The 19,845-nt window shown below is 61.7% G+C and carries 16 protein-coding genes; 11 read left to right on the forward strand and 5 right to left on the reverse strand.

Translation table 11 applies throughout. From position 1 onward, the window contains the following. Window position 1 precedes the first annotated feature (1 nt). Together gatA and gatC are read right to left on the reverse strand one after the other, a co-directional pair. Window positions 2-1,486 (reverse strand): Asp-tRNA(Asn)/Glu-tRNA(Gln) amidotransferase subunit GatA, encoded by a 1,485-nt coding sequence (gatA, locus tag J8G15_RS13080; RefSeq protein WP_210542519.1) that lies wholly within the window; start codon window positions 1,484-1,486, stop codon window positions 2-4. A 12-nt stretch (window positions 1,487-1,498) separates the two neighbouring features. Continuing rightward, a complete protein-coding gene (gene gatC, locus J8G15_RS13085; RefSeq protein WP_210542521.1) occupies window positions 1,499-1,798 on the reverse strand; it encodes an Asp-tRNA(Asn)/Glu-tRNA(Gln) amidotransferase subunit GatC in 300 nt (99 codons plus the stop codon). 204 nt (window positions 1,799-2,002) lie between these two features. On the opposite strand from gatC, the gene J8G15_RS13090 reads away from it, so the two are divergent. From J8G15_RS13090 to mrdA, 4 genes are read left to right on the forward strand one after another with little or no spacing between them, the layout of a single operon-like run. Then, window positions 2,003-3,046: a rod shape-determining protein gene (locus tag J8G15_RS13090; RefSeq protein WP_210542523.1), complete on the forward strand. Its 1,044-nt coding sequence runs from the start codon at window positions 2,003-2,005 to the stop codon at window positions 3,044-3,046. Between the two features lie 15 nt (window positions 3,047-3,061). After that, window positions 3,062-3,982, forward strand: coding sequence for a rod shape-determining protein MreC (mreC, locus tag J8G15_RS13095; protein WP_210542525.1), 921 nt, complete (start codon window positions 3,062-3,064; stop codon window positions 3,980-3,982). Then, window positions 3,979-4,509 carry a rod shape-determining protein MreD gene (gene mreD, locus J8G15_RS13100; RefSeq protein WP_210542527.1) on the forward strand — a complete coding sequence of 177 codons (531 nt, stop codon included), beginning with the start codon at window positions 3,979-3,981 and terminating at the stop codon, window positions 4,507-4,509. The genes mreC and mreD overlap by 4 nt, the downstream gene beginning before the upstream one ends. 18 nt (window positions 4,510-4,527) lie before the next feature. Next, complete coding sequence (gene mrdA / locus J8G15_RS13105; RefSeq protein ID WP_210542528.1) at window positions 4,528-6,534, forward strand: penicillin-binding protein 2; 2,007 nt, start codon at window positions 4,528-4,530, stop codon at window positions 6,532-6,534. An 8-nt stretch (window positions 6,535-6,542) separates the two neighbouring features. Here the strand turns inward: mrdA and J8G15_RS13110 are convergent, their stop codons facing one another. The 3 genes from J8G15_RS13110 to J8G15_RS13120 form a co-directional block, all read right to left on the reverse strand. Beyond that, a complete protein-coding gene (locus J8G15_RS13110; RefSeq protein WP_210542530.1) occupies window positions 6,543-7,562 on the reverse strand; it encodes a GGDEF domain-containing protein in 1,020 nt (339 codons plus the stop codon). Window positions 7,563-7,683: 121 nt separating this feature from the next. Then, window positions 7,684-8,442, reverse strand: a complete 759-nt coding sequence (locus tag J8G15_RS13115; RefSeq protein ID WP_210547581.1) for a TSUP family transporter — start codon at window positions 8,440-8,442, stop codon at window positions 7,684-7,686. Window positions 8,443-8,725: 283 nt separating this feature from the next. Then, the gene (locus tag J8G15_RS13120) at window positions 8,726-10,318 is read right to left on the reverse strand and encodes a GMC family oxidoreductase (protein ID WP_240538272.1); all 1,593 of its coding nucleotides are present in this window, start codon (window positions 10,316-10,318) and stop codon (window positions 8,726-8,728) included. 298 nt (window positions 10,319-10,616) lie between these two features. Here J8G15_RS13120 and J8G15_RS13125 point away from each other — a divergent pair, with 298 nt between their 5' ends. The 7 genes from J8G15_RS13125 (at window position 10,617) to J8G15_RS13155 (ending at window position 19,701) form a co-directional block, all read left to right on the forward strand. After that, the gene (locus J8G15_RS13125; RefSeq protein ID WP_210542531.1) at window positions 10,617-11,747 is read left to right on the forward strand and encodes an ABC transporter permease; all 1,131 of its coding nucleotides are present in this window, start codon (window positions 10,617-10,619) and stop codon (window positions 11,745-11,747) included. Next, the gene (locus tag J8G15_RS13130; RefSeq protein WP_210542533.1) at window positions 11,744-12,541 is read left to right on the forward strand and encodes an ABC transporter ATP-binding protein; all 798 of its coding nucleotides are present in this window, start codon (window positions 11,744-11,746) and stop codon (window positions 12,539-12,541) included. Before J8G15_RS13125 ends, J8G15_RS13130 begins: the two co-directional genes overlap by 4 nt. A 12-nt stretch (window positions 12,542-12,553) precedes the next feature. Then, window positions 12,554-13,537, forward strand: coding sequence for an MlaD family protein (locus J8G15_RS13135; RefSeq protein ID WP_210542535.1), 984 nt, complete (start codon window positions 12,554-12,556; stop codon window positions 13,535-13,537). Then, window positions 13,534-14,187 (forward strand): ABC-type transport auxiliary lipoprotein family protein, encoded by a 654-nt coding sequence (locus J8G15_RS13140; protein ID WP_210542537.1) that lies wholly within the window; start codon window positions 13,534-13,536, stop codon window positions 14,185-14,187. The genes J8G15_RS13135 and J8G15_RS13140 overlap by 4 nt, the downstream gene beginning before the upstream one ends. A 230-nt stretch (window positions 14,188-14,417) precedes the next feature. After that, window positions 14,418-14,984 (forward strand): DUF2760 domain-containing protein, encoded by a 567-nt coding sequence (locus tag J8G15_RS13145; protein ID WP_210542539.1) that lies wholly within the window; start codon window positions 14,418-14,420, stop codon window positions 14,982-14,984. Continuing rightward, entirely contained in the window at window positions 14,981-16,822 is a 1,842-nt protein-coding gene (locus J8G15_RS13150; protein WP_210542541.1) for an Hsp70 family protein, read from the forward strand. Before J8G15_RS13145 ends, J8G15_RS13150 begins: the two co-directional genes overlap by 4 nt. 11 nt (window positions 16,823-16,833) lie before the next feature. After that, on the forward strand, window positions 16,834-19,701 hold the full coding sequence (locus J8G15_RS13155) for an Hsp70 family protein (RefSeq protein ID WP_210542543.1): 2,868 nt from the start codon (window positions 16,834-16,836) through the stop codon (window positions 19,699-19,701). Window positions 19,702-19,845: the final 144 nt, after the last annotated feature.

Genomic DNA, 19,845 nt, shown 5'->3' on the forward strand with positions numbered 1-19,845 from the left:
GTCAAAAGCCCTCCGGCGTCTGTGTGTGCCAGTCGGTGGCTTGCTGAAAACGGTGCGCCGCATTGAGCAGGCGCGCTTCCTGAAAATAGTTGCCAATCAACTGCAGCCCCACAGGCATATGGCCCGCACCAAAGCCCACCGGCAAGCTCATGCCCGGCAGGCCCGCCAGTGAGCCGGGCAAGGTGAAGATGTCTGCCAAATAATTGGCGATTGGATCCTTGTTTTTTTCACCCAGCTTCCAGGCCACCGTCGGCGCCACCGGCCCGGCGATGACATCGCAGACTTTGAAGGCTTGCTGGAAATCGTCGGCGATCATGCGACGAATCTTCTGCGCCTGCAGGTAGTAAGCGTCGTAGTAGCCATGAGACAGAACGTAAGCGCCAGTCATGATGCGGCGCTTCACCTCGTCGCCAAACCCTTCAGCACGGGTTTTCTTGTACATGTCGATCAAATCGGTGTACTTGTCTGCCCGGTGGCCAAACTTGACGCCGTCAAATCGGCTGAGGTTGCTGGACGCTTCGGCGGGTGCGATGATGTAGTAAACCGGAATCGACAACTCCGTGCGCGGCAGCGAAATCGGCACCAAGCGGGCCCCCAGCGCTTCCAACTCCTTCAAGGCGGCATCCACGGCGCTGCGCACATCGGGCGCCAGACCGTCGCCAAAAAACTCCGCCGGCACGCCCACTCGCAATCCGTCCAACGGGTCGTTCAGGTGACGACCAAAATTCTCGGCAGGCACATCAAGCGACGTGGAGTCGCGGTCCAGATCGGGGCCGCACATGGAGGAAAGCAACACGGCACAGTCTTCGGCCGTGTGCGCCATGGGACCGGCTTGGTCCAAGCTGGATGCAAAAGCCACCATGCCGTAACGCGACGCGCGCCCGTAAGTTGGCTTGATGCCGGTGATGCCGCAAAACGAGGCGGGCTGGCGAATTGAGCCGCCTGTGTCCGTGCCGGTGGATGCCGGCGCCAACCGGGCTGCCACCGCCGCAGCACTGCCGCCAGATGATCCACCCGGCGTCCGGGTCGTGTCCCAAGGATTTTTGACGGGGCCATAAGCCGAGTTTTCATTGGCCGAGCCCATTGCGAACTCATCACAATTCAACTTACCCAACGTGACGACGCCGTCAGCCGCCAGTCGCTGGACAACCGTGGCGTCAAACGGTGAGCGATAGCCCGTGAGCATTTTGGAGCCAGCGGTCGTGACAAAGTCACGCGTGACAAAGATGTCCTTGTGGGCCAACGGCACACCGATCAAGGCTGGCAGCGTGTCAGCCTGTCCTTTTGACAACAAATTATCGGCTTGACGCGCCTGGGCAAGTGTTGCTTCCTCGTTGATATCAAGAAAGGCACCCAAGTCGGCATGGACCTTCGCCCGCGTCAGGAAATGCTTTGCCGTTTCGACGGCTGAGACCTTGCGATCACGCAGTTGGCGAGCCAATTGCGTGACGGTCAGGTGATGGAGTTCCGATGTGTCGTTCGTCATCATGCGTTCTTTTTATTCGATCACCTTGGGCACCAGGAACAGCCCCTGCTCCACGGCGGGCGCGTTGCGCTGGTTTGCCTCGATGTTGTTGGGTTCACTCACCACGTCATCGCGCAAGCGCAGTGCGATGTCCTGAATGACCGCCACGGGGTGCGCCAAAGGTTCGATGCCCGCGGTGTCGACAGCGCGCATCTTCTCCACGATTTCGAAAAATCCGTTAATTTGAGTCAGCATGCGCTCACTCTCGTCGGGTTTGAGCTCAAGCCTTGCCAAATTGGCGATGCGGGCGATGTCATTAGAAGTCAGGGACATGGCAAATTTTCAATGGAAACCGGGTGTAACGCGCTTGCAAAGAAGCGCGGCCGGTCGGGTTTTTTATAAGGGATGAGGTATTATCCCGCCTTTGGTCGCGCCCTTGAAAAAGTGCAATTTCTGGCCAGAAGCATACTAATTTTGAACCCGTCAACCAGTGGTGGTGGCTCGCCGAAGCGCAAGTCACACCCGAGAGGAATTTTAATGTTCGGAGCATTTCGTCAGTATTTCTCCACTGACCTCGCCATTGACCTTGGCACCGCCAACACCCTGATCTACGTTCGTGACAAAGGCATTGTGCTTGACGAACCTTCCGTCGTCGCCATCCGACACGAAGGCGGACCTCAGGGCAAAAAGACCATTCAGGCCGTCGGAAAAGAAGCCAAAGCCATGTTGGGCAAGGTCCCAGGCAATATTGAAGCTATTCGCCCCATGAAAGACGGCGTCATTGCCGATTTCACGGTGACAGAGCAGATGCTCAAGCAGTTCATCAAGATGGTGCACCCGCGCAGCATCTTTCGGCCCAGTCCCCGCATCATCATTTGCGTCCCGTGCGGCTCCACACAGGTAGAGCGCCGCGCCATTCGTGAATCGGCATTGGGCGCCGGAGCCAGAGATGTCTACCTGATTGAAGAACCCATGGCCGCAGCCATTGGCGCGGGCTTGCCGGTTAGTGAAGCCAGTGGCTCCATGGTGGTGGATATCGGCGGCGGCACGACCGAGGTCGGCGTGATCTCCCTGGGTGGCATGGTTTACAAGGGCAGTGTCCGGGTGGGCGGCGATCGATTTGACGACGCCATCATCAACTACATTCGCCGCAATTACGGCATGCTGATTGGCGAGCCCACCGCCGAAGCCATCAAGAAAAATATTGGTTCCGCATTTCCCGGCAGCGAGGTTCGCGAAATGGAAGTTCGTGGTCGCAATCTCTCCGAGGGAGTGCCGCGCAGCTTCACCATCTCCAGCAACGAAATTTTGGAGGCTCTGACCGACCCCATCAACAACATCGTTTCAGCCGTCAAAAACGCGCTGGAGCAGACACCCCCTGAACTGGGTGCAGATATTGCTGACCGGGGCATGATGCTCACCGGTGGTGGTGCGCTACTGCGCGATCTGGACCGCTTGTTAAACGAAGAGACAGGTCTGCCCGTCCTCGTGGCGGAAGACCCGCTGACCTGCGTAGTGCGCGGTTGCGGCATCGCATTGGAACAAATGGACCGCTTGGGCTCCATTTTCACCCACGAATAACGTCGGGAAGCGGCGATGCCACTTGGTACGCTGGACGGAGCACCTCCCCCATTTTTCAGACAGGGCCCCTCGGCCCTGTCCAAACTGACGTTCTTCAGCGCGCTGGCGTTGTTCCTGATGGTAGCCGACACTCGACTGCAAATTGCCCAACCACTGCGCGTCGCCGTGGCCACTGTGCTCTACCCCGTCCAATGGACCGTCATGCAACCGGTGATCTGGGCGCAAACAGGCGGCCAATATTTTGAGTCGCTCAAGCTGGCACAAGCCAATGAGGAGACCGCTCAGCGCCAACTTACCCTTCAATCTCAGCGCGCCAACCAAGCCGAACAATTGGCACTGGAGAACGCACGGCTGAGACAGCTACTCGGATTGCGCGATCGACTGACAACACCCGCACAAACAGCGCAAGTACTTTACGACGCCGCAGACCCCTACAGCCACAAAGTTATTGTGGACCGGGGCTCGGTCGACGGCACCTTGCCCGGCTCACCGGTGCTGGATGAACACGGTATTCTGGGTCAGGTGACCCGCGTCTACCCCATGATCAGCGAGGTGACCCTGATCATCGACCGCGACCAGGCCATTCCCGTGCTCAACACCCGCACCGGCGCCCGTGGACTGGTCTTCGGTGACCCCAGCGCTCGGGCCAACTCCCTGGAATTGCGATTCATGGCCGCCAGCGCCGATGTTCAGGAAGGCGATCAGTTGACGACCAGCGGTGTCGACGGCGTCTACCCCGCTGGCTTGCCCGTAGCCCGTGTCGAGAAGGTCGAACGTCGCGCAGACACCGCATTTGCAAGAATCACCTGTGCGCCCTTGGCGCTGGTGACGGGTGTGCGGCATGTGATGATTCTGACGCCTGTGGGTACCCAAATTGCCCCACGTCCCCAGAGTCCCGCCGCCGGACCCACCTCACTGCGAGGGCTGCGCTCATGATCATGCGCCCTGGGCAGCAACTCTTGTTGCCCGTCAATCCCTTGTTTATTTGGGGCAGCATGCTATTCGCACTGGCACTCAGCATGCTTCTCAATATGGCGCTGTGGGGTCGCGCCGCCTGGATGCCTGACTTTTTGGCCCTGACGCTGGTGTTCTGGACGGTCCATCAGCCGCGACGCGTGGGCATTGGCGCCGCGTTTCTGTTTGGCATACTGGTTGACGTGCACCAAGGCTCCATGCTGGGGCAGCACGCACTGTCCTATACCGTGTTGAGTTTTCTGGCCATTTCGATCCATCGTCGACTGCTTTGGTTCGGCGTGCCGTCGCAAGCCCTGCAAGTGCTGCCCTTGTTTGTGGCGGCCCATGCCATCGAGTTGGTGGTTCGCTTGCTGGCCGCTGGCAAATTCCCAGGCCTCTGGATCTTGCTCGCACCCGCCATTGAGTCGATGCTCTGGCCCGTGATAAGCGTTCTTTTGCTGGTGCCGCAAAGGAGAGCCCCCAACCCCGATGCACATCGACCACTTTGACATGGTGACGGTCAATCCATGACAGTTTTGCGCAACGTCGAAGCCGATCTATCGCGGTTTCGAGTCCGCGTCGCGGCCGCCAGCCTGCTCGTGGTGTTCTGCTTTTCGCTCGTCGTATCGCGCTTGGTGTACCTCCAGGTGGTTCGACATCAGGATCTGCTTGAGCAGGCCGAGAGCAACCGCACGGCCGTGGTTCCCGTGGTTCCCAATCGTGGCTTGATTCTGGATCGCAATGGGGTCGTCCTGGCCACCAACTACTCGGCTTACACGCTGGAGATCACGCCATCTCGTGTGGGTGACTTGGAAAAGACGATTGACGAGTTGTCCCAACTGGTGGAGATCACGCCGCGTGACAGGCGTCGCTTCAAGCGTTTGCGGGACGAGGGGAAAAGCTTTGAGTCTTTGCCTTTGCGCAATCGCCTGAGCGACGAAGAGGTGGCGCGCTTTGCAGCACAGCGCTATCGGTTTCCTGGCGTGGAAATCAAAGCCCGCCTGTTTCGAAACTACCCCTTTGGCGAACTGGCGAGTCACGTCATTGGCTACATCGGCCGAATCAACCGGGCTGAGAAGGACCGGCTTGATGACTCGGAAGAACAGGCCAACTACCGTGGCACCGAGTACATCGGAAAACTCGGTGTGGAACAAAGCTTTGAGACGCGACTGCACGGCACCACCGGAGTGGACTCGATGGAGACATCGGCGGGTGGCTATGCCACGCGGCGCTTGGCCAGTGCGCCTTCGACACCGGGTGACACGGTCATGCTATCCATCGACATCAAGCTACAAAGCATGATCGAGGAAATGTTTGGTGATCGCCGAGGCGCCTTGGTGGCTTTGGATCCCAAGACGGGAGAGGTGCTTGCTTTTGTCAGCAAACCCACATTCGACCCTAACCTGTTCGTGGACGGCATTGACTCCGAAAGCTGGAAAGGCCTGAATGAGTCGCCCGACAAGCCGCTGCTCAACCGAGCGCTTCGCGGCACCTACCCCCCTGGGTCAACGTACAAACCGTTCATGGCGCTGGCGGCGCTGGAAACAGGAAAAAGGTCCGCCACCACTTTGATCAACGACCCGCTGTTTTTCATGTTCGGGGGTCGTCGATTTGGCAGCCCGGAGAATGAAAGAGGTGGCATTATGGACATGCGCCGTGCCATTGTGGAGTCGAGCAACGTGTACTTCTACACGCTGGCCAATGAAATGGGCGTCGATACCATTCATGATTTCATGAAGCCGCTCGGTTTTGGGCAGATCACCGGTATCGACATCAATGGCGAGGTGCGAGGCATTTTGCCCAGCCAGGACTGGAAACGCGCCTATTACAAAAATCGCGACCAACAGAAATGGTATGCCGGAGAGACGATTTCACTGGGCATTGGGCAAGGCTACAACAGCTTCACCATGCTGCAGCTGGCGCACGCCATGGCCACTGTGGCCGGCAATGGCATTTCCCGAAAGCCGCAACTCGTGATCGCAACTCGTGACGCCAGCACCCACGCCCAGGTGGAGGTACGTGCGGATCCGCCACTGGATTTGGGATACAAACAGCAAAACCTCGATGTCATTCAAAAAGCCATGGTCGGCGTGACGCAGGACGGAACCTCACGATTCGTGTTTGCTGGCGCTGGCTATCTTTCGGGCGGTAAAACGGGCACCGCGCAGGCCGTGGGACTCAGTAAAAAAATCAAATACAACGCCGCCAAGCTGGAGGAGCACCAGCGTGATCACTCGCTCTACGTCGCGTTTGCGCCGGCGGATGACCCTAAAATTGCCGTGGCAGTGATTGTTGAAAACGCCGGCTTTGGCTCGGCTCATGCGGCCCCCATCGCGCGACGCGTTTTTGACTACTGGCTCTTGGGCCAATACCCCAGCGAGGAAGACATGGCCGCCGTCAAAATCGGAAAAATTGGCGCCCCTGCTGGAAAACAGCGATTAGCGGCTGACATTCCGTGGCCGCCACTCCGCCCTGATACGCCGCCACAAGAGAAGCTGCCGGATCCGACAGACGCGACTCGCACCGCTCGCTGACCGGGCGCTCAGGCGCAAGTCACGCGATCCCGCCCCGCTTTTTTTGACTGGTAAAGCGCAGAGTCCGCCCGATGGATCCAACGCTGCTTGTCATCGCCTAGCTGCATGACGGCAACCCCACCGGACACCGTGACGCTGAGCACCACTTCCTTGGTTCGACGATCTCGAATCCGCATGGCCCGCGTGCGCTGGCGGACCAACTCGGCCATCTTCTGAGCCTGTTCCAGGGACGCGTCGGGCATCAAAATTGCAAACTCCTCGCCACCATACCGCGCCACCGAGTACGCTTTTTCAGCGGCGCAGGATCGCAACACATCCCCTATGGCTTGAAGCACACGGTCGCCCATCACGTGGCCATGTGTGTCATTGACTTGCTTGAAAAAATCGATGTCAAGCATGACCAAACCATGTGAACAACCAGGCTCAGGGGCCTGAGCGATCATCACAGCCAACTTCTCGTCAAAGCCGCGGCGATTGAGAATCTGTGTGAGGGGGTCCAGCAAGACCTCATCGCGGACCCGAACCAACTCATTTTGCAGCCGCGCTATTTCATGGCGGCCAGCCGTCACTTGTTGCTCCAACTCGCCCACGGAGCTCCGCATCAGGGCGGTTCCTTCCCTCGCCTGCGAGATAAGGGTGGTGACGCCTGCGGCATCACTGTTGCCCAACGCGGTCGTCAACCCTTGCAACTGCTCATCAAACTGGCCGGCGCGCTGCGCGGTTTTCGAGGCTTGCTCGCCCATCCCCGCCATGGTTTGCTGCAGTTCATTGGCGATCTTGTACATGGTCGAGGGGTCAACCTCAGCCACGCCCTCCTGGTAAAGCCGAAGCAGGGTCGCCCCACTCAGGCGCGCCTCGGATGCCATGGCCAGAGCCACCGCTTGGGTCAACCAGGAATTCATCCCCGAGACATATTCATACCAGACGGTGAACGAAATCGGATTGAATGGTGCGTCATGCTGCCCCATTAGGGCGATGACTTGGCGCAGCAACTCCGCGCTTTGCTCTTTTGACTCTTGATAACGCATTTACTCTCCGCGGGGGCTTAAAGCCTCTTGATGCGAAACAGGCCGTTCGTCCGAACAACCCTCCCAATCTGATCCCGGATGATATCTCGCGTTACAAATTGATTCCTGACATGACGCTCACTTAGCGCAGAAACGCGTCGTAGCCTGTTTTAAGAATCAGGGCTCCCACTACCATGATGAAAAAGACGCGCACAAACGCCGTGCCGTGCTTGAGTGCCATGCGCGTACCCAGCAAACTCCCCACCACGTTCGCCACGGCCATCACGACCACAAAATGCCACCAGATGTGACCCTTGATGACAAATAGCCCCAAGGCGGCGACGTTGGTTGCCGTGTTGATCAGCTTGGCCGCAGCCGAGGCACTGAGAAAGTCATAGCCCAGCAGGCGCACAAACAAAAAAACCAGGAAACTGCCCGTTCCCGGCCCAAAAAACCCATCATAAAACCCAATAACAGCGCCAATGGCAGCGGCAATGTAGGCCTCTTGAGACCCCGCATAACGCGGCGCGTGAGTGTGGCCCAAGCGTTTGTTTACCAACGTGTAGACCAGCACGGCCAACAAAATGACGGGCAACAATTTTCGTAAGAACTCGGGCGAAACAATGGTGACCAGCCAGGCGCCTGCGAACGAGGCCACGAAGCCCGCCCCCGCAGCAGGCAACAACGCCGCCCAACGCATTTCAACCCGCCGGCTGAATTGCAAGGTGGCAAAGGCGGTCCCCCAAACGGATGCCCCTTTGTTGGTGCCAAACAGGGTGGCTGGGTGAGCGGCGGGAAACGTGGCAAACAGCGCGGGGGTCAAAATCAGGCCGCCACCGCCCACGATCGAGTCCACAAACCCGGCCATCAGCGAAGCCATTGAAACAATCAACATATCCATCATGAGATTGTCGCACCCGGATCAGCTGGGCAGTCGCTACAAATTCAATAGCGAGTCACGCATGAAAATCAAGGGCTTGAAGGCAAAAAGGCATGAAAAAAGGCACCGGTTTTAGCGGTGCCTTCATTCAAGCGCATCGTCTGGGATGCGCTTTTTTTGTACCCTGTGGGCTTTGTCTCCCGGGCCTTTCCTTCAGCAAGCCATAGGCCCGTCGTCGAATGGGGTTAATTTAATCAATTTGCGGCGCTTTGACATCAGGACTTACCCTCAAAAACAGTCCCACTTAGCTGACCTGCTGCGCATCCTGAACAATCCATTGCGCCGCCTTTTCGGCCAGCATCAGCGTCGGCGAGTTGGTGTTGCCGCTGGTGATCATTGGCATGACGCCAGCATCGACCACACGCAAGCCCGCAATCAAACCACCTGGGCCTCGTACCCGCAAGCGGGAATCAACCACCGTCATCGGGTCATCCGCCCGGCCCATCTTGGTCGTCCCAACCGGGTGAAAGATGGTGGTGGCAATGTCGCCCGCCAGATTGGCAAGTTCTTCGTCCGTTTGAAACTGCGTGCCCGGCTTCCACTCCTGGGGTCGGTATTTTTTCAGCGCCGGCTGGGCAACGATGTGGCGCGTCACCCGCAGCGAGTCCGCGGCTACCTTGCGATCCACCTCGGTGCTCAAGTAATTTGGGGCAATGGCCGGCGCTGCGTCAAAGTGTGGGCTTTTGAGTCTCACCGAGCCCCGGCTGGTGGGATTCAAATTACAGACGCTGGCAGTGAAGGCATTGAAGCTGTGCAGCGGCTCACCAAACGCATCCAGACTCAGGGGCTGCACGTGGTATTCCAGATTGGGGTGTGTCTGGGCCGGGTCACTGCGGGTGAACGCGCCCAATTGCGAAGGCGCCATGCTCATGGGGCCGGTTCGTTTCAGAGCGTACTCCAGCCCAATCTTGGCCTTACCCCACAGAGAGTTGGCTTGGGTATTGAGGGTTTGCACACCCGAAACTTTGAAAACGGCCCTGATCTGCAAGTGATCCTGGAGGTTGGCCCCCACACCCGGCGCGTCATGCTGAACCTCGATGCCGTGTGCATGCAACAACGCCGCCGGGCCAACGCCGGAGAGTTGCAGAATGTGAGGTGACCCAATGCTGCCCGCGCTCAAAATCACCTCGCCCTGCGCTTTGGCCGTCACCATCTCGCCATTCACGCAGACACTGACCCCGGTGCATCGCTTCGTGCCATCTGCCTGGGTTTCCAGCAACAGTTTCGCGACCTGGGCGGACGTCCACATCTCAAAATTGGGCCGATCGACACAGGTTGGCCGCAAAAACGCTTTGGCCGTGTTCCAGCGCCAGCCGGCTTTCTGATTCACCTCGAAGTAGCCCACCCCTTCGTTGTCCCCTTGATTGAAATCGGTGGAGGCCGGAATGCCGGCTTCCTGCGCCGCCAGTGCAAAGGCGTCCAGCACATCCCAGCGCAGGCGCTGCTTTTCCACGCGCCACTCGCCGCCAGCACCGTGCAGCGGGGTGGCGCCCTTGTGGTGATCCTCATGCTGCTTGAATCTGGGCAAAACCTGGTCCCAGGCCCAAGCTGCATCGCCGGTGAGGTGAGCCCACTGGTCGTAGTCACGGGCCTGGCCCCGCATATAGATCATGCCGTTGATGCTGCTACAGCCGCCCAGCGTCTTTCCGCGCGGGTAACGCAGGGTGCGACCATTGAGCCCGGCATCGGGCTCGGTGTGGAACAACCAGTCGGTGCGCGGATTGCCAATGCAATACAGATAGCCGACCGGCACATGAATCCAGTGGTAGTTGTCCTTAGGCCCCGCCTCAATCAGCAATACCCGTTTGGTGGCATCAGCTGACAGCCGATTCGCCAACAGGCATCCCGCTGTCCCGGCACCGATGACGATGTAGTCGAATGACTAGCTCATTTTGCAACCACTTCTGCCGTGGATACGGGCACCGTCCTCGTCTTTTTTGGATTCGCCTTACTCATGATGTCTCTCCAATGTATGGGTTACCGTATATTTTGGCGGGACCCGTTGCCCCCCCGATTTTGAGCCAAGACCCCCGGGCGCCTCTGCGTGCATGGTCACGGCCTGGCTAGATGTTGATACTTTGGCGTTACGATGACCCACCCTCACTCTTGGCCTCTCGCCGCCCTCCACGCTTTTCATGACGGACGCCCCCCCTCGCCTCTCACCCCAGACCACACCAAATGGACCCGGCTTGCTTTTGTCCGGTTGCTGGACAGCGGCGCGGTTGGCTGAGCCCAGTGCCTGGGGGCCGATACAAGCGGGTTTGTCTGCCCACGGCGGGTCCAAAAATCAACAAATCCAATGGGACTTGCGAGGGCTTGCACGCCTCGACCATACCGGCGCGCAATTGTTGTGGAACGCCTGGGGACGCCAATGGCCTGCCGGCCTTCAAATGGACGAGTCTCACCAAGCCATGCTGACACGCGTGGCGCAGTACACCGTCGACCCACCCGCTGTCCCCGCGGCAACACTTTGGCAATTATTTCTAGGATTGGGCGCCGCGGTGTGGGTGGTGGTTGAGCATCTACGGGACATGACGCGGCTGGCTGGACAGCTGCTGCTGGATTTGGTGCAACTCATACGGGCACCCAGCAAGGGGCCGTGGCGGGATGTATCTGGCCACCTTTACCGCATTGGCGCCACCGCCTTGCCGATCACGGCCATGGTCGGCTTTCTGATTGGCGTGGTCATGGCCTACCTGATGTCGCTGCAGTTGCGGCAGTTTGGCGCTGACACCTTCATCGTGAACATTTTGGGTGTATCCCTGATTCGGGAGTTGGGTCCGGTGCTGGCCGCGATTTTGATTGCGGGGCGCTCCGGCTCGGCCATCACGGCCCAAATTGGGGTGATGCGGGTCACCGAAGAGCTGGACGCCATGCGGGTGATGGGCATTCCCCGCGGCGCCCGTCTGGTCTTGCCACGGGCGCTGGCGCTAGCGCTGGTCATGCCTTTGCTCACGGTGTGGACCACCATGGCCGCCCTGTTTGGCGGCATGCTGGCCGCTGACCTCGTGATGGGCGTGACACCGTCTTATTTCTTCTCAGCCCTGCCGCGCGCGGTCGACATTGCCAACCTGACGCTGGCTCTGAGCAAGTCGATGGTGTTTGGCCTGCTGATTGCCCTGATTGGCTGCCACTACGGTCTGCGGGTCAAACCCAATACCGAGAGTCTGGGCGCCGGCACAACGGCCTCGGTGGTCACGTCCATCACCATGGTGATTTTGGTGGACGCGCTATTTGCCATCGTCTTCAAGGAGATTGGCATATGAGTCACAGCGCCCCACCCTTGGTCGACATCCAGGGCCTGTGGTCCACATTCCCAAGCGGCACGGGTGAGTTCACGATTCACAAAGACCTGAACCTGCGCATCGAGGCCGGCGAGATTCTGTCCATTGTTGGCGGTTCGGGCAGCGGCAAGACCGTCTTGCTGCGCCAAATCCTCGGCCTCACCAGCCCGGCCCGGGGCACGGTCACCGTGCTGGGCGAGCCTGCTTCGCAAATGGGCGCACACGGCGCAGCCAGCCGGGTTGGCATGCTGTTTCAGCACGGCGCCCTGTTTTCCGCCTTCACCGTGTTAGAAAACATCGCTTTTGCCCTGCGAGAACTCGGCACCTTGCCGCAGGCGTTGATCAACGACGTGGCCATGGTCAAGCTCCAGATGGTGGGCTTGGACCCCTCCCAAGCGCAAAAAATGCCCTCCGATTTGTCGGGCGGTATGGTCAAGCGCGTGGCGCTGGCGCGTGCCCTGGTGATGGACCCGCCCCTGCTGCTGCTGGACGAGCCCACCGCCGGGCTGGACCCTGGCAGTTCGGACGGGTTTTGTCAGCTACTGCGTTCATTGCACCGCGAGCTGGGACTGACCGTGGTGATGGTCACGCACGATCTGGACACCCTGTTTGAACTCAGCACCCGCATTGCCGTGGTGGCCGACAAACACATCGTGGTGTGTGACGAACCGCTGACCGTTATGCGCCATCCCCATCCTTTCATCCACGACTACTTTCAGGGTGAACGGGCCCAGCGCGCCAGCGTGCTGTTGCGCCCGACCCCTGCCAGCGTGTAAAAAGAGCCTCTTATGGAAAACAAATCCCACGCCCTTGCGGCCGGCACCTTTGTGGTGTTGTTGCTGGCCTTGGTCATCGCCTTGTCGGTCTGGCTGACTCGCGACACCCGCGACCTGCAAATCTACGAACTCTCCAGCCCCGACGCCGTGACCGGCCTGCAGCCGCAGGCCTCGGTGCGATTCAAGGGCGTGAATGTCGGCAAAGTGACGGCCATCACGCTTGACCCGAAGAAGCCTGGCAACGTGCTGATTCAGGTGGCGATTGACGGCCAAGCCCCCATCACCGAGTCCAGCTTTGCCACCCTCGGTTTTCAGGGGGTCACTGGCCTGGCGTTTGTGCAATTGGATGACACCGGTGAATCCATTGTCGAGCTACCTCGGGGCGGCACGCCACCTGCGCGCATCCCGATGCGGCGCAACTTCATGACCAAGTTGAGCGACCAAGGCGAAGACCTGCTGGGCCAGCTGATCACGGGCAGCAACAAAGTCAACACTTTGCTGTCTGAGGACAACCAGAAAACCTTGATGAGTGCCATCGACAACATGAGCAAGGCAGCCCTCAGCCTGCAACAGCTTGTCAACAACACCAACAAAAACTTGCCCGCGCTGATTGGGGAAAGCCGGGCCACGCTCAAGGTGGTTCAAAGCACGTCTGAGCGGGTGGGCGTCAGTGCCGACGAAGCTCGCCGCTCGGCAGCTGCTTTCAAAAAGGTCACCGATCGCATGAGTGCGCCGGGCGGCACGCTTGACCAGCTGGCTCTGGGCGTGGAGACGCTGGCCGTCACTGGCCAAACCCTGAATGCAGCCAGTTTGCCCCGCCTGAACCGGGCTGTGGACGACACCGCGCGGGCCGCTCGCCAGGTCAGCCGCGCCGTCAACGCCGTGAATGACAACCCCCAATCGTTAATCTTTGGCCATGGCCCTGTCGCCCCCGGCCCCGGTGAAACTGGCTTCACCGCCCCAGCCGTACAACAAGGTCTGCAAGGACAACCATGAACACTGCAAAATTTATAGCTACTCCCGTCCACTCCTCCTGGGCTGGAGGCCTGTTTCTTGTATTTTCTTTGGCTTTGAGTGGCTGTGCCAACTCCATTCAACCGGTGCGCCCGGCGGTTTATGACTTTGGCCCCGGCCTTGTGACCGGCACTGCTGCCAGCAGTGCCGCTACTCGCGCCCCACTGATCATGGGCACCGTGGAGTCCACCCCCGCACTGGAGAGCCTGGCACTGCACTACCGGCTGTCTTACGCCAATGGTCAGCAACTCAAACCCTATGCACATGCCCGCTGGAGCATGGCACCAGCCCAGCTCATCCGCCAGCGCTTGAGCGAGCAATTGAGCCAAACCCGCGCCATTCTCAATCCAGGCGAAAGTGGCTTGGCCGGCACCGCTGCGCCCGCCACCTTGCGCATTGATCTGGAGGAGTTCAGCCAGTTGTTTGAGGCACCGGCGCAAAGTGTGGGCCTGATTCGCTTGCGGGCCACGTTGATCCAACCCAGCCAAACACCCCGCGTGATTCAGCACAGCGTGGTGGTCCGGCGACCTGCCCCCAGTGCCGACGCCAAAGGCGGCGTGCAAGCGCTCACCGCGGCCACGGACGCCGCGGTACTGGAAATTGACAATTGGCTGCGCCTGCACGCCCCCTGAACGCCTAGCCACGGCTCCCCTCGCGACCAGCCTCAGGCATTACACTGGATTGCGCCGGTAGGCCCGTATTTGCCTTTGGCAGGCGCGCGGCCCGTAGCGCCCCCACACAACCGCCCACCACCCGCAGTGGTCCATGACGCCGACACCCCGGTGACCAGCGCTTCAGAGCCCCGGCGGGTGGGCAACAACTTTTCCTTCCGGCCTGTCGCCGGACTTCACTGGAGCCCTCCATGACCCCAACCCCGTCCTTCTTCCGGCGCCTGCCTCTGGCCTTTGGCGCCTTCTTCAGCACGCTGGGAAACCCAGCCTTTGCAGGGCAGGTGCTGGCCTTGCGCCAGGCCGCCGCGCCCCCGACCGAAGCGCCCACGCCTGCAGCGGCTCCGGCTCCAACCGCTGCGCCTGTGATCCTCAAAGAAGCCAGCCCCGACGCGGCCCTGCAATTGCTGGCCCTGCTTCAGCGTGATGCCCGCCTGATTGACTTCACCCAGGAAGACCTCAGCGGCTACTCCGACGCCGACATTGGCGGCGCCGCCCGCGTGATGCATGAGGGCTGCAGCAAAGTCCTGCGCGAACACTTCAGCCTGGCCCCGGTTCGCCTTGAGGCCGAGGGCAGCCGCGTGACCCTGCCTCAGGGCTTTGACGCCCGCGCCGTCCGCCTGACCGGCAATGTGGTGGGCCAAGCGCCGTTCACCGGCCAGCTCAGCCACCGCGGCTGGCGCGCCACCGAAGTACGTCTGCCCAAGCTGGCCGAAGGCCATGACGCCACCGTGCTGGCGCAAGCCGAGGTGGAACTGTGAGCAGCCCCCGCTTCGCCATTGGCATTGACCTGGGCACGACCCACTGCGCCCTGTCCTACGTGGACATTGAGGCCAGCGAGGGTGAGAACACTGTTTATGGCGTGCTCGACATCCCCCAGCTCACTGCGCCGGGCAGCGTGGACGGCGGCTCCTTGCTGCCCTCGTTTTTGTACCTGCCCCACGAATCTGAACTGGCCGGGGGCGACTTGCACCTGCCGTGGTCCAGCACGCAGGACTTTGCCTTGGGCGAATTTGCCCGCGCTCGGGGCGCACTGACACCCATTCGACTCGTGTCCAGCGCCAAAAGCTGGTTGTGCCACCCCGGTGTGGACCGGCGGGCCGCCTTATTGCCCAACGACGCACCACCCGAGGTCGCCCGCGTCTCCCCGCTGGAGGCCTCCACCCGCTACCTGGCGCACTTGCGCCAAGCTTGGGACCAGGCTCACCCTGACGCGCCGTTTGACCAACAAGACGTCACCGTCACCATTCCTGCCTCGTTTGACCCGGCTGCGCGTGAGCTAACCGCCGAGGCCGCACGCGCAGCCGGCTACGCCAACCTGACCCTGCTGGAAGAACCTCAGGCGGCGCTGTACCACTGGATTCAGGCCAGCGCGGGCGGCTGGCGCAAAGACGTCAAACCGGGCGACATCATTCTGGTGATTGACGTCGGCGGCGGCACGAGCGACTTCTCGCTCATCACCGTGCTGGAACGCGACGGCCAACTGGAGCTGCACCGCGTGGCCGTGGGTGACCACATCCTGCTCGGCGGCGACAACATGGACCTGACTTTGGCCCACGTCGTGGCCCGCAAGCTGGCCGCAGACGGCAAGACGCTGGACCCCTGGCAAATGCGCGCCCTCACCTACGCCTGCCGCAGCGCCAAAGAAGCGCTGCTGAGCGACGCCACGCTGGCCACGCACTCCATCGTGGTGCCCAGCCGCGGCTCCAAGCTCATTGGTGGCTCGATCCGCACGGAGCTCACCCAGGACGATGTGCGCAACACCATTCTGGAAGGCTTCTTCCCGGCCGTGGACGCCGCAGCCCGCCCAACCACGCGCACCCGCAGCGGCCTCACCCAGCTCGGCCTGCCCTACGCCCAAGACGCGGGCGTGACCCGCCACCTGGCCGCCCTGCTGGGCCGCCAAGCGGGCGCCACGGCCGAACTCGAAGGCTTCGCCGGCCCGGTGAACGCCGACGCGAGCTTCCTGCACCCCACGGCCGTTCTCTTCAACGGCGGTGTTTTCAAATCTGATGTGCTGGCCGAGCGCACCCTGAACACCCTCAACACCTGGTTGACCGCCGAACAAGCCGCGCCCGCACGCATGCTCACCGGCGCCGACATGGACCTGGCGGTGGCCCGTGGTGCGGCCTACTACGGCTATGTGCGGCGCGGCCAGGGCGTGCGCATTCGCGGCGGCACGGCCCGCGCCTATTACGTGGCAGTTGAGTCCAGCATGCCCGCCATTCCCGGCATGGAACCACCCATTCAGGCCCTGTGCATTGCCCCGTTTGGCATGGAAGAAGGCACCGAGGCTGACTTGCAGACGCAGGAATTTGGCTTGGTGGTGGGCGAGCCCGTTCACCTGCGCTTTTTTGGCTCATCCGTGCGGCGCCAGGACACCCTGGGCACCTTGCTGGACTTCTGGCAGCCCGAAGAATTGCAAGAACTGGGCGAGATTCAAGCCACCCTGCCGGTGGAAGGCAGGCGTGTGGGCGAGGTGGTGCAAGTGACCCTGCGCGCCGTCGCCACCGAGACCGGCACCCTGGCCCTCACCGCCCTGGCCAGCCAGAGCGACGAACGCTGGAAGGTGGAGTTCGACGTGCGCGGCAAGGCCTGACACACCCCAGCATGAGCGACTACATTGTTGGCATTGACTTGGGCACCACCCACACGGTGGTGGCCTACGCGGCGCAAGCCAGCGCCGGTCGTCGCAAAAAAGCGGGGCCAGCGGGACCGATTCAGCTGTTTGACATCGAGCAGTTGGTGGCGCCGGGCGAAGTCGCCGCCCTGCCCTTGCTGCCCTCGGTGCGCTACCACCCGGCGCCCGGTGAGTTGGCCGACGCCGACCTGCATCTGCCCTGGCCGCCTGCCGAACCGGCAGACGCCACGCCGGCCGTGATGGGCCGATGGGCGCGCCACCTGGGCGCCCAGGTGCCTGGTCGTTTGGTGGCCAGCGCCAAAAGCTGGTTGTCCCACACCGGGGTGGACCGGCTCGCGCCCATCCTGCCCTGGGGGGCTGCGGCGGATGTGCCCAAAATCTCACCCGTGGCGGCCAGCGCCAGTTACCTGCGCCATGTGCACGCGGCGTGGAACGCCCGTTTCCCCAAAAGCCCACTGACGCAGCAAGATCTGGTGCTGACCGTGCCGGCCTCGTTTGACGAAGCCGCCCGCGCCTTGACCCTGCAGGCGGCCCGCGAGGCGGGCTTGCCCAACTTGCGCCTGCTGGAAGAGCCCCAGGCCGCGTTTTACGACTGGATCCTGCGCCACCGGGCCGACCTCAGTCCGGCCTTGGGAGCGACAAAGCTTGTGTTGGTCGCCGATGTGGGCGGCGGCACCACCGACTTCAGCCTGATCCAGGTTGAACTGCATGAAGGCGAGCCCCGTTTGACCCGCATTGGCGTGGGCAAACACCTGATGCTGGGCGGCGACAACATGGATCTCGCCCTGGCGCACTGGGTGGAAAGCCGCATGAACACCGGCGCCGCTAGCGGCAGCGCCCGCCTCTCAGCCGCCCAACTGGCGCAGTTGATGGAACGCTGTCGCGTGGCCAAAGAGCAACTGCTGGCCGCCGATGCGCCGCTGGAGGTGCGCGTCACCCTGTTGGGCAGCGGTTCGCGCCTGATCGGTGCCAGCCGCTCCGTCACCCTGACCCGCGACGAAGTCCGGCAATGGGTAGTAGACGGCTTCTTTCCCCTAGTGGCTGCCACCGACCAGGCCCAACAATCGCGTAGCGGCATCGTCGCTTTCGGCCTGCCCTACGCTCGGGACGCGGCCATCACCCGCCATTTGGCCGACTTTTTGCGCCAACACGCGCCGGCCATGCGTCAGGCGTTGGGCCTGCCGGAGTCCAACGCCCCAGACACCCTCGCCTTGCCGGACGCGCTGCTGCTCAATGGCGGCGTGTTTCGCGCCGACGCCATCGCGCAGCGGCTGCAAGCCACGTTGGCCGACTGGCGCGGCACCCCCCTGCGCCTGCTGCACAACGACAACCCTGATGTGGCCGTGGCCCGCGGCGCCGTGGCCTACGCGCTGGCCCAGCAAGGCCTGGCGCCCAAGATTGGCGGCGGCGCGGCCCGCAGCTACTACCTGCTGCTGGAAGAGGCGGGCAACCAGTCCGCCCCGCACGGCATTTGCATCCTGCCGCGCGGCACTGAGCCGGGCCAGGAGGTGCTGCTGAAAGACCGCCAGTTTGCGCTGCGCCTTGGTCAGCCCGTGCGCTTTCACTTGCTCAGCGCGCTGGCACAAGCCCGCCACGCGGCGGCGCCCGTGGCCGGTGATCTGGTGGACCTGGACCCGCAGCACTTTGATCGCTTGCCCCCTATTGCCGCCGTTTTGCAACGTGAGGCGGCGAGCGCTGGGCGACAGAACTTGCCGGTGCAACTGGTCACGACCCTCACCGAAATGGGTACGCTTGAATTGCACTGCGTGAGCCTGAGCGACCCCACACAACGCTGGAAGCTGGAGTTTGACCTGCGCCACCAGCCGCAAGACGGCGAAGCAGAAGTGGATGCCCCAGCCACGGCTTTGCGCCAAGCCGTGACGCAGATTGACCGCATCTTCGGCAGCAACACCCAAGCCGTTCCCGTGAAAGAAGTGCGGCAGCTGCGCCAGTTTTTGGAAAAGCAGCTGGGCGACCGTGAGCGCTGGGCCACCCCCGCCCTTCGCCTGCTGTTTGACGCGCTGCTGCCCCGCGCGCGCGGCCGACGCCGTTCGCCTGAACACGAGCGCGTGTGGCTGAACCTGATGGGCTACTGCCTGCGCCCCGGTTTTGGCGACCCGTTGGACGAGTGGCGCTTGCAGCAACTGTGGGCCCTGTTTCCGGCTGGTGTGCAACACCCGCAGGACAAACAGGTCTGCGCCGAGTGGTGGACACTGTGGCGGCGTGTGGCCGGTGGCCTGGGCGCCACGGAGCAGCTGCGCCTGCTGGACGACTTTGCCTTCAACCTGCATATCAACGAACACGGGGACGACGACGGCAGCGCCACGCCCGTGCCCGGCAGCGATGAAGACATGCTGCGTCTGGGCGCCTCGCTGGAGCGCATTCCGGTGGCGTACAAAACCGAAATTGGGGCCTGGCTATTCGGGCGCTTGCACAGTGGTCCGCCGGGCGAAGCCGCCCCCAGCGCCCAGGAATTGACCGTGGACGCCCGCACCTTGTGGGCCCTCGGGCGCATTGGCGCACGCCAGCCCTTTCATGGTCACCTGCATGACGTGGTCCCGGTGGACACGGTGGCTGGCTGGGTCGAATCTCTGCTGGTGCTGGACTGGAAGCAACTGGAACCCGCGGCCTTTGCCGCCACCCAACTGGCACGCGTCACCGACGACCGCACACGCGATCTGCCGCTGGAGTTGCGCGAGCAAATCATCCAGCGCCTGCATGTGGTGGGCGCGCCCGAGGTTTGGGTAACGATGGTGCGTGAGCACATCGAACTGGACGAAGCCACCGAACGCCGAATACTCGGCGACGCCCTGCCGCCGGGGCTCAAATTGCTTTGAGCCGACTCAACCGGGCTCTCGTCTTCACACCCAAACACGCCGCGCGGCAATCGGGTGAAAATAGACCCCGTCACACAAAGGAAGTCCATGCAACATTCACCCTTCACTTGGCGCACGCTCTCAGGACTGATCTTGGCTGGCGCA

It is taken from the genome of Rhodoferax sp. PAMC 29310 (genome assembly GCF_017948265.1).
In the GTDB taxonomy this organism is placed as follows: domain Bacteria; phylum Pseudomonadota; class Gammaproteobacteria; order Burkholderiales; family Burkholderiaceae_C; genus Rhodoferax.

Excerpts from the sequence above, each read along its gene's own strand:
- gatA (WP_210542519.1), bottom strand. The coding sequence starts at position 1,486 with ATGACGAACGACACATCGGAACTCCATCACCTGACCGTCACGCAATTG.
- gatC (WP_210542521.1), bottom strand. The coding sequence starts at position 1,798 with ATGTCCCTGACTTCTAATGACATCGCCCGCATCGCCAATTTGGCAAGG.
- J8G15_RS13090 (WP_210542523.1), top strand. The coding sequence starts at position 2,003 with ATGTTCGGAGCATTTCGTCAGTATTTCTCCACTGACCTCGCCATTGAC.
- mreC (WP_210542525.1), top strand. The coding sequence starts at position 3,062 with ATGCCACTTGGTACGCTGGACGGAGCACCTCCCCCATTTTTCAGACAG.
- mreD (WP_210542527.1), top strand. The coding sequence starts at position 3,979 with ATGATCATGCGCCCTGGGCAGCAACTCTTGTTGCCCGTCAATCCCTTG.
- mrdA (WP_210542528.1), top strand. The coding sequence starts at position 4,528 with ATGACAGTTTTGCGCAACGTCGAAGCCGATCTATCGCGGTTTCGAGTC.
- J8G15_RS13110 (WP_210542530.1), bottom strand. The coding sequence starts at position 7,562 with ATGCGTTATCAAGAGTCAAAAGAGCAAAGCGCGGAGTTGCTGCGCCAA.
- J8G15_RS13115 (WP_210547581.1), bottom strand. The coding sequence starts at position 8,442 with ATGGATATGTTGATTGTTTCAATGGCTTCGCTGATGGCCGGGTTTGTG.
- J8G15_RS13125 (WP_210542531.1), top strand. The coding sequence starts at position 10,617 with ATGACGGACGCCCCCCCTCGCCTCTCACCCCAGACCACACCAAATGGA.
- J8G15_RS13130 (WP_210542533.1), top strand. The coding sequence starts at position 11,744 with ATGAGTCACAGCGCCCCACCCTTGGTCGACATCCAGGGCCTGTGGTCC.
- J8G15_RS13135 (WP_210542535.1), top strand. The coding sequence starts at position 12,554 with ATGGAAAACAAATCCCACGCCCTTGCGGCCGGCACCTTTGTGGTGTTG.
- J8G15_RS13140 (WP_210542537.1), top strand. The coding sequence starts at position 13,534 with ATGAACACTGCAAAATTTATAGCTACTCCCGTCCACTCCTCCTGGGCT.
- J8G15_RS13145 (WP_210542539.1), top strand. The coding sequence starts at position 14,418 with ATGACCCCAACCCCGTCCTTCTTCCGGCGCCTGCCTCTGGCCTTTGGC.
- J8G15_RS13155 (WP_210542543.1), top strand. The coding sequence starts at position 16,834 with ATGAGCGACTACATTGTTGGCATTGACTTGGGCACCACCCACACGGTG.